The organism is Bacteroidota bacterium, assembly GCA_016713925.1.
Taxonomy (GTDB): Bacteria; Bacteroidota; Bacteroidia; order AKYH767-A; family OLB10; genus JAJTFW01.
Window position 1 is genome coordinate 89,372 of record JADJOH010000002.1, and the last position, 16,636, is coordinate 106,007.

Sequence of the window (16,636 nt, forward strand, 5' to 3'; positions counted from 1 at the left end):
TCTTACGCTATTTCAGGAACCGAAGGAGCTGCAGAGAGGATTTCTGCGGAAGCACCATCTGCGTACTGCGCAAAATTCTTCACGAATTTCACAGCAAGATCAATGGCAGTCTGATCGAAAGCGGCCTTATCCTTCCATGTATTACGTGGATTCATAATGCCATCAGGAACACCGGTACAGGTTACAGGCATTTGCAGACGGAATACGGGCAACTCTTCGTATTTCACTTTATCAAATTCTCCGTTCAGTGCAGCGGTAATCATGGCGCGGGTATAGCTCAACTTCATACGGGAGCCCACACCAAAGGCACCACCACTCCATCCGGTATTCACCAGCCACACTTTGATATCCGGATTATCCTTTAATTTTTTTCCAAGCAGCTCTGCGTAACGGGCAGGATGTAAAGGAAGGAAGGCTTTTCCAAAGCATGCAGAGAAGGTAGTGGTAGGCTCTGTGATACCCATCTCTGTTCCTGCAACTTTAGCTGTATAACCGGAGATGAAATGATACATGGCCTGAGCATTTGTCAACCGACTAATGGGAGGCAATACACCAAATGCATCACAGGTAAGGAAGAAAATATTTTTAGGCGGTGCGGCTACAGAAGGCTCTTCTGCATTTTCGATAAAATTAATCGGGTAAGCGACGCGCGTATTTTCTGTTTTGGTAATATTATCATAATCCGTGGTGGTTGTCCCCGGATGAAATTCTGTATTTTCAAGAAGCGATCCGAAGCGGATAGCGTCAAATATTTGCGGCTCTTTTTCAGCAGAAAGGTTGACACACTTCGCGTAACATCCACCTTCAAAATTGAAAACGGAATCATCACTCCAGCCATGTTCATCATCACCGATCAATCCACGATGCGGATCCGCGCTCAATGTTGTTTTTCCTGTACCGGATAACCCAAAGAACAAAGCAGTATCCCCTTTATCGCCAATATTAGCAGAGCAGTGCATACTCAACACCCCTTTGTGGTGAGGCAAAATATAATTCAATACCGTAAAAATTCCTTTTTTAATTTCGCCGGTATAACCTGTTCCGCCAATCAGAATCATCTTTTTCGTGAAATTGATCATCGCAAAATTATGCTGACGAGTTCCGTCGATAGCAGGATCTGCGAGGAAGCCGGGTGCATTAATGATCACCCAATCCGGACTCATGTTTTCTATTTCATCTCTATTCGGACGCAGGAAGAGATTGTTTACAAAAAGATTCTGCCAGGGATACTCGGTCACTACACGGACATTCATCCGGTAACGCTGATCTGCGCAGGCATAGGCATCACGGACATACACTTCACGACCGGTGAAATAGGCAGAAATGCGCGTGAGCATCTGATCAAATTTCTGCGCATCAAATTTTATATTGATATCGCCCCACCACACTGACTTTTCAGTTTCAGCATCAAAGACCGTAAATTTATCTTTTGGAGAACGACCGGTAAATTCACCGGTATCAATCGCCAATGCACCGGTGTCGGTCAACTCGCCCATTCCCTGAAGAATAGTTTCCTCTACTAATTCAGCCGGTGAGAGGTTCCAGTACGCTGTTCCAACGTTCTTAAGTCCCAGATCTGCTACAGATGCTTTGGGGTTCTTTAATCCGTATTCGTTCATAGTGTTTTTAGCTGCGACAAATTTACAGTAAAATATAGTGGTAAGGCAACAAATTTCTTTAGATCCCTATCTGGATTTAAAGCGGTTTTTTGCGTTTTCATTGATTTGAATCAGCTCTCTGGCTTTCATCGTATTTCGCAATCCCTCAATGAAATCACTTTGTTCTGAGACAGTTAGATCTTTCAAATCAAAACAGCAATCTACCTCACCTTCCCTGCCCCATGGAATCATGATATACCTGACAGATTTTCCTTTTTTGGTCTTATAATCAAGAATATAGCTATCAAGAAAGGTCTTTGCATCCGGATCTGTCCCTGCCCCGATACTGATAAATGTCACAATGAGTCTGAACGAATCGGGTCCTATTGCGGCCTGCTCCCTTGTCCAGCGCTCTGTCTGTTGAATATTTCCGGCGGATTCCTGGGGAGTACCGGTTGTTTCTGAGGAAGTTCCTCCTTTATTTTCATTCACTTCATTTCCGGAACTTGAATTTTTTCCTGATTTACAGGCGGTCATTCCGATACCGATTAAGATTACGATTAAGAGATGTGATATACGCATAGTCAACTAAAGTAGAAATAAAATAATTATTGTCTTCAATTTAGACAGATGTTTTTTCCGGATTCTTCGGAAATGCCAAAAAGATCCAACCTACAATAAAACAAAGACCACCCAGAGGTGTCACCGGCCCGACCCACAAAACATTTATATCCAACAAACTACGAATCGAGAGTAGATAAATTGATCCACTAAAGAGGAGAATGCCAGCTATAAAAAACCGCATCGCCCAGCGGTAGGAAGGAGATGATTTCTGCGTGAACAAAATCCCCGTAAGGACTAAAGCCAGTGCATGATAGAACTGATATCGACAGGCGGTCTCCCAGGTGGCCAATGCATTTTCGTCTAAAAGCTCCTTGAGTTTATGAGCGCCGAAAGCTCCTAAAATTACTGCGATCGCTGCCGCAATTGCACCAATCCTTATGATTTGATTATTCATTGGCACAAAGATAGTCCGTAACCGTTAGTATCTGTAAAAAAATAGCCCCCAATGCGGAGGCTATTCTTCTATCTTCAGTTGCTATTTCTTTCAACAGATCATTCTACAGTTACAAGCAGAAAATGAGAAGGAGTTATCTTCTTGTTTCAATATAATCATTCAAATCCTCAATAGAGCTTTCAAAGGTAAAAGCATCATTCACTTTAAAATAATTCCCGATATCATAGGTACGATCATAGGCAAATTTCGCAAAATCGAGTCGTGTTTGCTCGAAGGTGAAGATGAGCATCATTTGCTTCACCTGAGATACCAGCATGCAACGATCCTGCAACACTTGTTTCGAAATGGTGAACTTTGTTTCTTCGAAGCTTTTTGAGGAAACGGTTTGCTTCAGGTCGTCAAAATCCTGCGGACTCATCGGAATCGGACAACCTACCGGACCATTATAACCGGGCAAATAAACTACGGGCGCCGGTGGTGGTGGCGGAGGTGTATTTATTCCGGACACATTTGTTGTGGTGGTTGTGGTTTGCGTGTGCGTGACCGTTGTGGTTCCGGATTGCTGCGTCGTACCATCCATACCTGAAACATTGATACTGATATTTCCACCCACGCCATCTACATTCATCCCCATATTCAAACTCACCGCTTCCGGATCACCGGTAGAGGCACCTTGCGTAGTGGTAGTGGTGGTTACTGTTTGAGAGCTCATTGTTCCTTCAACGGGTTGTGCTACAGGATTTGCATGATAAACCACCGTAGATTGTGCCGGAGTATTTCGCGGAGCTTCTGCCAGAGGAACAGAACCCATAAAACGAAGTACGAATTCCCCCTTATTGTTCTTCTTAATCACATAAGTATTCTCTTTTCCCAATTCAATCGCCATATTAAAATTCTTCTCGCCCAATGCCGTACTTTCAAAAATCACCTTTAGCTTATAAAACTCTGCACTTAATCCGGTAATTTTCACATTTGTTTCAGGCTTATCATTTTGTCTGATACCATTCAAAATCGCCGTAAATCGCTCACCATTTTCGGTGAAGAGGACCACATTTGACGATTGTGCAGAAACTTGGAATGAAAGCAACAGCACCATTCCGATTAGCATTAATCTTCTCATATTTTTTAACTTTTTCTTTAAGAGAGTCTGACAAAGTTACATACAGAACGGATACCCTCCTATCTTTTATACATTTGCAGTTGAAAAATTAACATGAAAACCATCTTATTGCTTGGCGCCGGGAGGTCCTCCGGTTCATTGATCCATTACCTTCTAAAAAACGCTGAAGACAAGCGATTTACATTAAGAATTGGGGATAAGGAAAAGCGCTTTGCTGAGGATAAGATCAACGGGAACTCATCGGGCGTTGCGTTACAGTTTGATATTGAAAATGAAGAACAGCGATCAGATGAAATCAGCAAGGCAGATCTGGTAATCTCCCTCCTTCCTCCTGCCCTGCATTTCTTAGTAGCAAAAGAATGCCTGCGATTTGGCAAGAACCTGGTGACGGCGAGTTATGTATCGAAGGAGATTTTATCATTACATGAAGAAGCCATTGAAAAAAACCTGCTCTTTCTAAATGAATGCGGACTGGATCCGGGCATAGACCATATGTCGGCGATGGAAATTATTTTGAAATTAAAAAAACAGGGCGCCACCATCACTTCCTTTTGCTCCTACACCGGAGGACTTATCGCCCCTGAATCGATCGATAATCCCTGGGGATATAAATTCACGTGGAATCCACGCAATGTCATCCTCGCCGGACAAGGAACTGCGAAATACATTCAAAACGGAAAATATCATTACTTACCCTATCATCGTCTTTTCAGTGAATCGGTACGGATTACAGTAGATGGTGTTGGTAAATTTGACGGCTATGCCAACCGTGATTCGTTAGCCTACCGCCACCATTATGGCATTGAAAACATACCGACTTTAATACGCGGAACTTTACGCCAAGAAGGATTTTGCAGTGCCTGGCAGGTATTTGTCACTTTGGGATTAACGGATGATTCCTTCTTGGTGGAAAACAGCGATCAACTCAGTTATCGTCAGTTCACCGAAGCTTTCATTCCACCCTCTGTGATGGGAAGTGATCTGGAAGAAAAGATTGCACATTATTGCAATATTGATCCGGATGGCCCATCGATGGAAAAAATTCGTTCTACAGGTATTCTTGAAGAGAAACCTGTTGGTTTAAAAAATGCGAGTCCTGCGCAAATCCTTCAACAATTACTGGAGAAGAAATGGACGTTAAAAGATGGTGACAAAGACATGATCGTCATGCAACACCAATTTGAATATACTGTTGGTGGTATCGGGAAGAAACTGGTGTCCTCACTGGTAGTGAAAGGAGATAATCAGACCGATACGGCCATGGCTAAAACTGTAGGACTGCCACTTGGCATTGCAGCAATTAAAATACTGGAAGGCAAATTTTCACTAAGAGGTGTTCAGATTCCTGTTCATGAAGATATTTTCATGCCGATATTAGAAGAGCTTCAGGAGATGGGAATTCGGTTTATTGAGAGTGAGGATTAACGTCTTGTCAGGTATATAGCCTTTATCAGGAAATATGAATGAAATGTTGTTCATGCTTTATAACATCTGATAAGTCTGAATATTCCTACGCGATTTTAACTGAACAAAAGCGGTAAATCTTCAGAAGGCAGGATAATATTCACCGGTAAGCCTTTTATATTCTTCTGTAAAATGTCTGCTATCAAAGTGAATCACGAGTTCTTCTTCCATCAACTCTTCTTCTCTCCTGCTAAAATCCATTAGCACCCGCTTGAAGGGTTTATTTCTGCCCGTTCGAACATTTACCAATTTATTACAAAAGAGCCCATTCTGCTCTGCTTTCTCTCTGAATATCTGACCTTCTTTATGCGGAAGAATCACAGAAAATCTACCCGTATTCACTAAGAGTCGCACCACTCCATTTAACAATTCATCATAGGTCAAAGAAGCTGAAGCTGAACGGGCTAAATTTCTGGCTTCATCCAAGGCCGCATAACTATCCATGAAATAGGGCGGATTACTAACGATAAGGTCATACCGATAACCGGGTTTATAATCCTGCAAGGCAGAGTGAATTACCCGAACATGATCCGGCCAGGGGGAAAGAAGCACATTCTCCTTTGCCTGTTCATATGAAGGAAGATCAATATCAATCGCATCTATAAAAGCATTTGATTTCTGCGCCATCATTAATGCAATGAGTCCGGTGCCCGTGCCTATATCGAGAATTTTACCTGCATCAGGAACTGTTACCCATGCCCCCAACAAAACTCCATCTGTGCCAACTTTCATTGCACATCGGTCCTGGTTGATGGTAAAACGCTTGAAATGAAAAACCGTTGCTGGCATAGGTTAGCTGTTAAACAAAAGTAATGATTGGAATGGATAATACAAATTGCTGGAATGAAATACCGTGGGGATACAATAGAAATACAATAGAAATACAATAGAAATACGGTGGGGGTACAATAGAAACACAATAGAAATACGGTGGGGGTACAATAGAAATACAATAGAAATACGGTGGGGGTACAATAGAAATACGGTGGGGATACAATAGAAATACAATAGAAATACGGTGGGGATACAATAGAAATACGGTGGGGATACAATAGAAATACGGTGCGGATACAATAGAAATACGGTGGCGATACAATAGAAATACAGTGGGGATACATGGATATATAGTGGGATACGTGGAAATACAGTTGAAATACAGTGGGGAGGCATGGATATACATTGGGATACAGGGATATACAGTAGGATACATGGATATATAGTGGGATACATGGAAATACAGTTGAAATGCAGTTGAAATACCTACACACTTCGTGGGATAGTGTCTATTCAACTGTATTTCAACTGCATTTCAACTGTATTTCAACTGTATTTCAACTGTATTTCTATTGTAATTCAACTGTACCGATTGAAATAATAATTTTTTATAATTGACTATCAATAATTTAACAAATCAAAAGGTACTTTGTATTGCATAGTACCTTAGTTTATTAGTATGTTTGCATCACCAAGTAGTAAAATCCGCAAAAGTTGATGATCACGGCTGATGCGATAAACCAAAAAAAAGAAAATGAGCAATCTCGAAAACACCCAGGCCCAGATGCGAAAAGGGGTACTTGAGTTTTGCATACTTAGCATTATTGGAAAAGGAGAAGTATATCCCTCCGATATAATCGCCAAGATGAAGGAAGCAAAACTCATGGTAGTGGAAGGTACCCTCTACCCTCTTCTTACGCGTCTCAAAAACCAGGGGCTGCTCGCATACACGTGGAAAGAATCCACTTCAGGGCCACCCCGTAAATATTATAAACTAACGCCAATAGGCGAACAATTTACTACCGAACTTCACACCACCTGGCAGGAACTCGTGGACGCCGTGAATCAAACTACTTCAAATAACCCTAATCATGAATAAGACTGTAACCGTGAACATTGGAGGCATGGTCTTCCATATAGAAGAGCAAGCGTACGACCAGCTTCGAAAATATCTTGAAGCCATACGCGGGTATTTCACAACCTCTGATGGTCGGGATGAAATCATTCAGGACATTGAATCGCGTATCGCGGAAATGTTCAGCGAACGTATCGGCACCAGTCGCCAGGTGGTGACCTCCGCCGATGTTGAATATATGATCAACACCATGGGCAAACCCGAGCAAGTAGCAGGTGCTGATGAAGAAAAAGAAAATGCGGAACAACGCACATGGAATACAACCGAAGCCCGTGGTTATCGCAAATTGTACCGCGACCCGGATGATAAAGTGATTGGCGGTGTTTGCAGTGGTTTGAGTCACTATGTGGGTATGGATCCTATCTGGCTACGCCTCATCTTCGCCGGAGCATTCTTTATCTGGGGTTCAGGTTTACTCCTTTATATCTTGTTGTTGATAATCATCCCTAAAGCCAAGACCACTTCCGAAAAACTGGAAATGAAAGGACAGGCGGTGAACATTGATAACATCAAGAGGACGATTGAAGAAGAAGTAGAAGATATTAAAAACCGGATTTCAGGAAAGCCGGGCGCACGAAGAGGAGGACGCAGTGCTGTTGCAAATTTTTTTGAAGCCATCGGAGCTATCATCGTAGCTGCTATCAAGTTCTTCGTTGGCTTTATCGGTGTCATTATGGCGATCGTACTCATAGCAGTATTGTTTGCATTGTTCATGGTACTTCTTGGAATGACCGGAGTGATCGGAGATGCTTCATTGCCCATCTTCCTGACACATTCCTTCCTCGATGCCTGGCAGATGAATATGATGACCCTTGCCCTGGCACTTGTTGTCGGAATACCGGCGCTGGTATTATTGTATAGAATAGTTCGCTCCATCTTTAAAATTACGAGCGAATCTAAAATCTTCAACTATACCTGTGGTATCCTATGGGGAGCCGGAATAATAATTGCCACATTCATTGGTTTTCAAATTGCACGGGAATTCCGTGTCAGTGATACCAATAGAGTAACCATTCCTATAGTTCAACCGACCACGGATACGATGCATTTGGCGATGCTCAATCCTTATGATGATAAAGATGATGTTTATTATAACGGGGATTGGAAGATTATGTCCGATGGCTGGTCGATCAATTCAAGTGAAGACACTGCACGCATTGAAGAGGTAGAATTAGATGTTCAACGTGCAGATGGTGATCAATATGAACTCGTAAGAATTACCACTTCCCGCGGACCCAACCGAAAGGAAGCAGAACTGAATGGCCGTGGTGTTATCTATGAACTTCAACAAGTGGATAATGTGCTTAAATTTTCCAGAGATTATATTCTCCCGAAAGATGTTCATTTCCGCGCACAGAAAATCAGATTGATTCTTAAAGTCCCGGTTGGAAAAAGTGTATTCCTTGGTGAAAACACTGAAGATATCATCTACGATATTAAAAACACCACCAATACCTGGGACAATGATATGGTAGGACATACCTGGACCATGACCAATCGCGGACTGGAATGCGCCAATTGTAACTTTGAAACGAATTCAACGAAATCTAACGACGAAGACGTAAAAGTTCGTGTCAACGGAGAAGATGTGAATATTAAAGTCAACAGCGATACCATCAACTGGGACAATAAAGATGTGAAGATAAAAATTGACGGCGAAGGAATTATTATTGATGCGAAAGACAAAAAATAATTAAATCATTGTTTTAAAGAAGAGCCGGTGGAAAGACCGGCTTTTTTTATGACCAGATTTTTCCGGTTATACATTCACTTCAGTGGTTCAGGTCTTCATTACATTAACATATTGTTAACATTCATTGCAGAATGTCACCATTTATGAAATTCATTTGCCGTACAGGACGCCTTAGTGTTTTAACCAGAATAAAGAATTGGTAGAGAAAAGTTCAGATTTTGTCTATGAAAAAGAGCAGTACATCTAATACTGTGCACCTTTCACAAGATCCGGATCATATGTACGTTCAATTGTAAATCACAACACCATTTCTCCATCAATCGCCATTCATTTAATGTTAACATTCCACTCGCATTCACTACAGAAACATCAGCATACATTTCAAACTCCATAATCGACACTCCGTAAGAAAACGAATTGCATTTACTATATATGAGTGCATCTTTGTCCTATCAAAATAAAAAAACACAACACGCTGTAACAAATCAAACGGCGAATGTGTCACAGATAAAAGAAATAATTAAACAGTACTAATAAAAAAAAACTATGAAAACAACCTATTCTTTCATGCGTCACTCATTCGCAGCCTTAATGGTAACAATGGGTTTACTCTTCGCTGGCAATGCAGCAAAAGCACAAGGCAATGCAGAAATTCCTGCCGACACCCGTGCTGAAATCGAACAACTGAACAAAGTCATTGAAAAGTCGTTAACGGCTAAAGATTTTGCCAGCATCATTGACCTTTACTCCGACGATGCGACCATTATGGTTCCCGGCGGACAAAAAATTCAAGGTAGAAAAGCCATCGCTGAATATTGGTATGGAATGACATCTGCTAAGAGCATTAGATCTGAAATTACAGAACTTGGCGGCAACTCCAAAATGCTTTACCAGATTGGCAAATGGACCATCACTAAAGTAGAAAATGGCGTTGAAAAATCAATGACAACCGATGTAGTGGTAGTTTGGAAAAGAGGAAATGACTACAGTTATAAAATACAGCTCAACAGTTCAAGCAATCCTGTGGCAAGTGCCATAAAGAAAAGTGATGTATTTGAAGCTGTCCAGCCATAAAGATTAGCGTTTAGTTTGTAGGTTAGGTTTGAAAGGTCTCCTCCGTAAGGGAGATCTTTCTTTTTATACCCCTTTTCAATCTTTCTTAAAATACTCGTCGGAAAGTCCCTTATTGAAAATATAATTTGAAAAGCTGATAATGATCTGACCCGTTTTCGGTTCTTTCTTATTCGGTTCAGCAGTCGACTTTGAATTTATATCCGCCGCAATCGCCTTCGGAATTTTAAACCGTTTCACATCAATCGTAAATATCATTTTATCCGGTAAAGCATAATCACTCAAATTACCATGGACATAATCGATAAGCACTGTACCATTGGATTTTGTAGTCAGTTGTGACTTAACAATCAAATCGCGAGCGGTATCTACCCAAATTTTAGCCAACACCAGATCAGTGGTATCAGATAGCGGAATCAGATTCAGAATCGTCACCATCTTTCCATTCTGGCTTTCATTACCGGTGACAAATGCCATATACGCCTTTTCATCAGCCATCAATTGAAACAACTGATCGAAATTTTGTTTTGGCAAGATGGCAATCCCCTTCGACTTCACTCTAAACTTATCAGGTGACTTAAAATACACTTTTGCACGCTGAGGCAATATCTTCAGAAACGAAATTCGCGCATCGATCAACGCATCCACCTGATAATCTTTTACCGATGCAAACTTCTTGTTCACCTCACGCAATAAAGCCATTGCGTCGGGTGCGGTTTGACCTATAGCCAGGGACTTCGTCAATAAAACCAATACCACTATAAACACGTTTTTCATCAGCTCAGAATATCTTTTTTACGAAATGCCATCATTGAAATACCAAAAAATAAAATTATATGAAACAGCAAGACAGAGAGTGAAAAGCCGATTTCGTCCCATTGCAATTCCTGATCAAACATATTTCTCCAGACGACCATATGTGTGGTAAACAGGAAGGGCTTGATCAAATCAAAAAACGGAATATCCATTGTACCAATAATAGTGAACAGGATAATCACCGCCATCGTTGAAATAATGGGACCAATGGAATTTTCTGAAAAACAAGAGAGCAACATGGAAAAGGATGAGACCACCATTAAACTTAGAAAGGCAATCCCCAGCGCCGATAAAAATCGCCATAAAGTATCCTGCGACTGAAGTATCGTCAGTGCATCACTTTTAATCACAATCAAATCTCCCGGACCAAAGAACCACAAACCCAGACCAAGCGCAAGAATACCCAACCAGAGCAATAAAAAGAAGACATAGACATTTCCTGCAATAAATTTTGCGGTCAGCAGTTGTCCACGACTTACCGGACGGGTAGCCAGCAAGCGAATCGTACCCATCGCACCTTCTCCGGAAATCAGGTCGCCGGTAACCAGAGCCACGAGCAATGGAATTTGAATGATCAGCGTTTGGAGGATGATAAAACAAACCAGATTGCCATTTAATATCTTTCCTTCCAATACAAAATTCGTTTGCACCGGCGTTGTAATAAAACCGATGTAATTCAATCCATCGAGGTACATCGCCAGATGAATCAGTCCCACGATCACCGTAATCGCCACAAAACCAATGTAACTCCTTGGTTTAGCGGCAATTTTAATAAGTTCGGCCTTTACAATATTCCACATAAAATACCCGGATTCATCGTTGACATGTAGCACAAACATATAAAACTAGTGAATTGTTCACCAAAGGCGGGCAATTCACAAGCAAGGGTTAAAAAATTCCGGGATAGTTGGTATTGAGAACATAGAACCTATTACATTTACATCATGATATTCGCATTCGTAAAATCAATTCCGGCCTGGGCTAAGAACAAATATGTGCTGACGGTTATTGCCTTCGCTGTTTGGATCAGTTTCTTCGACCGCAACGACCTTTACTCACAGTACAGCTACCGGAAACAATTGGAAAAACTCGAAGTGGATAAACAATATTACCTCGCTGAAATCGAGAAAAACAAAATCGACATGAAGGAACTCATGTCAGACCCTGAACATCTTGAAAAATATGCACGCGAGCATTATTTGATGAAAAGAGACAATGAAGAAATTTTTCTGATTGAAGAAGTAGCTGTACAAGAATAGTACTTTTGCTATCATTAAATTTTAGGTGGATTTTAATTTACGGTAGTATTAGAGCAGCTACCAGCTTCCGGCTACCAGCTTCCGGCTACAGTTACCAGGTTAAAGTTTAAAGTTCTGATAGAATTTTTGGTTTACAGCTATCGAAAATTTAATGTGTGAAATGATCAACTTTTAAAACAAGTAGTATTATTCAAATTAAAAATTTAAAATTTCTTTTACGGATTTACGGATACCGGTGGCGATTTCATCTGTGGGGAGATCATTGGCATCAGAACCGAAAGGATCTTCGATTTCTTCGGCGCTGAGTTCAAGACTTGCCAGCACATAAAATATGATTGCAACAACGGGCACGGTAAAATAGCCAAGTGAAAACACAAAACCGAAGGGTAAGGTCATCACATAAAGAAACATGAATTTTTTCAGGAAAACCGAATAAGAATAGGGAATCGGGGTATTTCGGATCCTTTCGCAGGCACCTGTAGCTTCCGTAAAGTTGGTTAATTCCGGCTGGAGGAACAAAAGATGCTCTGTTTTTAACTTCCCGGATTTTTCGAGTGCAATAGTGTATTTCATGATCTGGCTCACAATTTTATTGGGGAGATGTGTTCCGCCGGTATCAACAACGGCAAATCCTTCTGCAGGCTCCAGTTCTTCCTCAAGGTGTACTCTGCGCAGATGGTTCTTCAACGCAAATGCGAAATTGGGGATCATCACACTGTAGTAACCCACCTCCTGCGGCACCAACGCCTGTACTTTTAATGCGAGATTACGACTCGAATTCACGAGCCCTCCCCATACTTTCCTACCCTCCCACCAACGCTCATACGCGGTGTTGGTGCGAAACACAAGCAGCAATGAAATCACCATGCCCAAAGAAGTATGTATCAATGAAAGATTCTTCACATGACTCTTGTCGCTCAGCTTCCAGACTTCTGATTCCAGCCAGGTAATCAATCCCGCATAAATGGAAAGCACTACAATCAAGGGCAGCAATTTTCGAAAGGTATCGGCTTTATGAAATTTAAAAATGATGAGAAACCAATCCTTGGGGTTGTAGCGAATCATGATGCAAAATTAACCACAAAGCAGCAAAATACTCCTCTTTTGAATATTATTTTAGAGGGGAAAGTGTTTCATCGAATGGAATAGTAACTTTTTGCTGCTGGCCGCTCGCATCTGGCTGCTTGCTTTTTTCTAGTCGCCTCTGACTGCACATGCATCTGCAGGTGTCGCTAAGATCGCGAGAATTCGCGACGCAGGGTTCGCAGGGAATTATCATAATAAATCATAATAATCATTAGCAATCTGCGGCCTATCAAAATTTTATTGAAAATCCGGTTTTTTCAAATTGAATCCGTCAATTCAAACCTCAGATGGCGACGAATAGCAATGCTTTCAATTTGAAAATATTTAAATTACCGAAAATAATGAATTGATTTTAGATGAATGTAGATTTTCGTCCTCGAAGGAGTTTTCCTTTTTAACCACTAAGGCACTAAAGGGCACTAAGGATCACGGAGGACTTTTATTATAACAATAACTTTATATTTATTTCAAAATTTTCAAGCCTTCATTCAAATCATTCATCATCCCGAGACTTCGCATAGGCGTCAAGCTTAAGCAGCGCATTTTTCATATTTTTCCATTGTATTTATCCTATCGTTTCTTTTCTCGTATCTACAATATTTCTCTAATTGCATTTTAATCTTTTCGTCGTTTTCGGATGTTAAGATTGAATGGAGATGTTGGGAGAAGAACTTTGCCAATTTCATAAGGCTAAAATAGCGTTCTCCTTCTTTCAGTTTATTCTCATTCGTGTAATGGTTCATCCAAATAATTTGAAAAATGATTATCTGTAGAAGCATTAAATATATAACACATGTAATGCGATATGGATTTTTACATTCATTCGGGATTATTTCTTCTAGAGAAAAATGACTTTTCCACGTTTTGAAAATTGTTTCTATTCTCCATCTTAGACCATATACTTGTCCTATCTCTTTTCTTGAACATATTTCAGCAGGCACGTTTGTAAGCAAAATGGTATAGCCTAACTGATTGTAATATTCAAGACTGTGATTCATTCTTTTGTCTCTGTTTTTCCTCTCTTTCCTTCTTCTTTCATTTGCCTTGTCTTTAGGCAGTGCCGTAACAACCATTCTCATTTTCAATTGTTCTGTCTTTCCCACCAATACATATCCATCAAACCAGCCCTTTTTCCCAAGGAGTTTCTTAAAAGTCAACTCCTTTCCTGATTTTTCATCATAAATTTTTGTGCCGAATTTTTTTCTGGATATTAAAAATACGCCATTTGAAATGAGTAGCCTTTGAACCGATATTACTTGAAAACCAAGATCGCGTAAAATCAAATCACCTGGCTTTAAGTAGGAGAGGACATTGGGTGAAAGACTTTGGTCATTATTAGCAAAACTGTGGATGTCAAGAAATGAAAAATTGTTTTTTGTAAAGTTGTATAAAGCATGAATTTTTGCCACAGATTTCTTTTCTCCTCTTGAAACATTCCCTGGAAAATATTTTGCCAATTTAACTGGTAAATTAGTAGCTGTGCAGTCTTCAACAAATATTGCTTTGAATTTCTCCGAGATAATATTAATCTCTTCACATTGAACTGAATTTAGGGTGGAGGCTAGCTTTTCTTCAAAAATTAGTTTTAGCATGTTCTCTGTTTTGTAGTTCATCCGCTCCTCAACTGCCTGCTTAGTTAAGCTAATACCATTTATTACAGCTATTTCTGAAGCCCAACTGTCAAATGATTTTAATTTTTTTGATGTCATAATCATAAATCCTAAAATGAGGTTATAGGGTCTAATCTTGCCGTCCTTTCTTCCTATGAAACCAGTAAGCTTTGCAATTTTGTTGATTAATTGTTTATCGCTTTTATTGAAAATTATACTTTCTTTGTTGTGGGATTTACCTCCCTTGGAGTTGTTTGTTTTCATTATTCGAAGTATTGAAATACAAACAGCTCCTTTTTTTCTCTTCGTTTAGTTGATTATAAGCACTTTTTCTCTACATTTCGTTGTTAATTACCCAATTTAGCCTTGACGCCTATGCGAGGCTTCGGGACAACCACTCATCAATTCATCAATTCATCAATTCCCCGTATACTCTCCGTACACTTTACGCAGCACATCGGAAATTTCGCCGAGGGTGGTGTAGTTGTCGACGGCGGTGAGGATATGCGGCATGAGGTTGGATCCGTCACGGGCGGCGGACTCGAGGTGTTGGAGTTGCTGTTGAACGAAGCTTGCATTGCGGTTGGATTTTAACGCCGCTAATTTCTCTGTCTGGATGATACGAATGCTATCGTTTACGGTGAGGATATCATCAAAGGGTGGTTCCTTCAGGGTGAATTTATTGACGCCAACAATGACTTTCTCCGTGGACTCAATATCTTTTTGGTATTTGTAAGCCGAGTCTGCAATTTCCTTCTGGATGAAACCCTGTTCAATGGCTGCTACCGCCCCTCCCATCTTATCAATGCGTGTGATGTAATCCCATGCTTTTCGTTCTACTTCCGCCGTGAGCCATTCTACGTAATAACTTCCGCCTAATGGATCGACCGTTTGCGTAGCACGGCTTTCGTGTGCGATGATTTGCTGTGTACGCAAGGCGATGCGGGCTGCGTCTTCAGTAGGTAAGGCGAGAGCTTCATCGAATCCGTTGGTATGCAATGATTGTGTTCCTCCTAAAACTGCCGCCAAAGCCTGAATGGTAACACGGGTGATATTATTATGCGGTTGTTGTGCAGTGAGGGTGGATCCTCCCGTCTGTGTATGGAAACGGAGCATCTGTGCCCGCGGATCAGTAGCACCTAAATCCTTTGTAATCTTTGCCCACATGCGTCGTGCCGCTCTGAACTTCGCCACTTCTTCAAAAAGATTGTTGTGCGCGTTGAAGAAAAAAGACATTCGTTTTGCAAAGACATTTATATCCAATCCCTGGCTAATTGCCGCTTCGAGATAGGCTTTTCCATCTGCCAGGGTAAATGCGAGTTCCTGAACGGCATCTGCACCGGCCTCACGGATATGGTATCCCGAAACAGAAATGGTATTCCACTTGGGTAATTCGGCAGCGCACCAGGCGAAAATATCGGTGATGATTTTCATGCTGGGCTTCGGCGGATAAATATAAGTGCCTCTGGCAGCATACTCTTTCAAAATATCGTTTTGTATCGTTCCGGAAACGTTGGCAAGATTTGCTCCCTGTCGTTTTGCTAAAGCTACATACATGCTGAGTAAAACAGCGGCAGTGGCATTGATGGTCATGGAGGTGGTGATTTTCTCCAATTCGATACCGTTAAACAAGATCTCCATATCCTCCAGCGAATCAATGGCGACGCCCGCTTTACCTACTTCTCCCTCTGAAAGCGCATGGTCCGAGTCGTAACCAATTTGAGTAGGTAAATCAAAGGCAACAGAGAGTCCTGTTGTCCCTTGCTTCAATAAAAAATGATACCTCTCGTTACTTTCTTCCGCTGTAGAAAACCCTGCGTACTGGCGCATGGTCCAGAGTTTGCCACGATACATATCCTGCTGCACACCACGGGTAAAGGGAAATTGCCCTGCATCTTCATTGACAGGAATGGCTTTGGTATAAATCCGTTCTATTTCAATACCCGCATCGGTAGCAATGGCTTTGTTCTTTATTTTCTCGTCTGACATGGG

General features: G+C 41.1%; 15 protein-coding genes. 5 read left to right on the plus strand and 10 right to left on the minus strand.

What is annotated here, in order from left to right; all coding sequences use genetic code 11:
• Positions 1-2: 2 nt before the first annotated feature.
• The 4 genes from pckA to IPJ86_00470 all read right to left on the minus strand — a co-directional run bounded on the left by pckA (position 3) and on the right by IPJ86_00470 (position 3,736).
• Positions 3-1,619: a phosphoenolpyruvate carboxykinase (ATP) gene (pckA, locus tag IPJ86_00455; GenBank protein MBK7885814.1), complete on the minus strand. Its 1,617-nt coding sequence runs from the start codon at positions 1,617-1,619 to the stop codon at positions 3-5.
• 66 nt (positions 1,620-1,685) lie between these two features.
• The gene (locus IPJ86_00460) at positions 1,686-2,135 is read right to left on the minus strand and encodes a hypothetical protein (protein MBK7885815.1); all 450 of its coding nucleotides are present in this window, start codon (positions 2,133-2,135) and stop codon (positions 1,686-1,688) included.
• A gap of 85 nt (positions 2,136-2,220) precedes the next feature.
• Positions 2,221-2,616, minus strand: coding sequence for a DUF423 domain-containing protein (locus IPJ86_00465; protein MBK7885816.1), 396 nt, complete (start codon positions 2,614-2,616; stop codon positions 2,221-2,223).
• Positions 2,617-2,749: 133 nt separating this feature from the next.
• On the minus strand, positions 2,750-3,736 hold the full coding sequence (locus tag IPJ86_00470; GenBank protein MBK7885817.1) for a DUF4476 domain-containing protein: 987 nt from the start codon (positions 3,734-3,736) through the stop codon (positions 2,750-2,752).
• Positions 3,737-3,829: 93 nt separating this feature from the next.
• Here IPJ86_00470 and IPJ86_00475 point away from each other — a divergent pair, with 93 nt between their 5' ends.
• A complete protein-coding gene (locus tag IPJ86_00475; GenBank protein ID MBK7885818.1) occupies positions 3,830-5,161 on the plus strand; it encodes a saccharopine dehydrogenase NADP-binding domain-containing protein in 1,332 nt (443 codons plus the stop codon).
• Positions 5,162-5,281: 120 nt separating this feature from the next.
• Here IPJ86_00475 and IPJ86_00480 read toward each other — a convergent pair whose 3' ends face one another.
• On the minus strand, positions 5,282-5,989 hold the full coding sequence (locus tag IPJ86_00480; protein MBK7885819.1) for a methyltransferase: 708 nt from the start codon (positions 5,987-5,989) through the stop codon (positions 5,282-5,284).
• A gap of 739 nt (positions 5,990-6,728) precedes the next feature.
• On the opposite strand from IPJ86_00480, the gene IPJ86_00485 reads away from it, so the two are divergent.
• The 3 genes from IPJ86_00485 to IPJ86_00495 all read left to right on the plus strand — a co-directional run bounded on the left by IPJ86_00485 (position 6,729) and on the right by IPJ86_00495 (position 9,876).
• On the plus strand, positions 6,729-7,073 hold the full coding sequence (locus IPJ86_00485) for a PadR family transcriptional regulator (protein ID MBK7885820.1): 345 nt from the start codon (positions 6,729-6,731) through the stop codon (positions 7,071-7,073).
• Positions 7,066-8,802: a PspC domain-containing protein gene (locus tag IPJ86_00490; protein MBK7885821.1), complete on the plus strand. Its 1,737-nt coding sequence runs from the start codon at positions 7,066-7,068 to the stop codon at positions 8,800-8,802. The genes IPJ86_00485 and IPJ86_00490 overlap by 8 nt, the downstream gene beginning before the upstream one ends.
• Positions 8,803-9,348: 546 nt before the next feature.
• Positions 9,349-9,876 carry a DUF4440 domain-containing protein gene (locus IPJ86_00495; GenBank protein MBK7885822.1) on the plus strand — a complete coding sequence of 176 codons (528 nt, stop codon included), beginning with the start codon at positions 9,349-9,351 and terminating at the stop codon, positions 9,874-9,876.
• Between the two features lie 75 nt (positions 9,877-9,951).
• On the opposite strand, the gene IPJ86_00500 is transcribed toward IPJ86_00495, so the two are convergent.
• Positions 9,952-10,650, minus strand: a complete 699-nt coding sequence (locus tag IPJ86_00500; GenBank protein MBK7885823.1) for a hypothetical protein — start codon at positions 10,648-10,650, stop codon at positions 9,952-9,954.
• A complete protein-coding gene (locus tag IPJ86_00505; GenBank protein MBK7885824.1) occupies positions 10,650-11,489 on the minus strand; it encodes an ABC transporter permease in 840 nt (279 codons plus the stop codon). Before IPJ86_00505 ends, IPJ86_00500 begins: the two co-directional genes overlap by 1 nt.
• Positions 11,490-11,633: 144 nt before the next feature.
• On the opposite strand from IPJ86_00505, the gene IPJ86_00510 reads away from it, so the two are divergent.
• Entirely contained in the window at positions 11,634-11,948 is a 315-nt protein-coding gene (locus IPJ86_00510) for a septum formation initiator family protein (protein MBK7885825.1), read from the plus strand.
• Between the two features lie 195 nt (positions 11,949-12,143).
• On the opposite strand, the gene IPJ86_00515 is transcribed toward IPJ86_00510, so the two are convergent.
• The 3 genes from IPJ86_00515 to IPJ86_00525 all read right to left on the minus strand — a co-directional run bounded on the left by IPJ86_00515 (position 12,144) and on the right by IPJ86_00525 (position 16,633).
• Entirely contained in the window at positions 12,144-13,013 is an 870-nt protein-coding gene (locus IPJ86_00515; protein MBK7885826.1) for a hypothetical protein, read from the minus strand.
• Positions 13,014-13,564: 551 nt separating this feature from the next.
• Entirely contained in the window at positions 13,565-14,908 is a 1,344-nt protein-coding gene (locus IPJ86_00520; GenBank protein ID MBK7885827.1) for an IS4 family transposase, read from the minus strand.
• Between the two features lie 153 nt (positions 14,909-15,061).
• A complete protein-coding gene (locus tag IPJ86_00525) occupies positions 15,062-16,633 on the minus strand; it encodes a methylmalonyl-CoA mutase (protein ID MBK7885828.1) in 1,572 nt (523 codons plus the stop codon).
• Positions 16,634-16,636 lie beyond the last annotated feature (3 nt).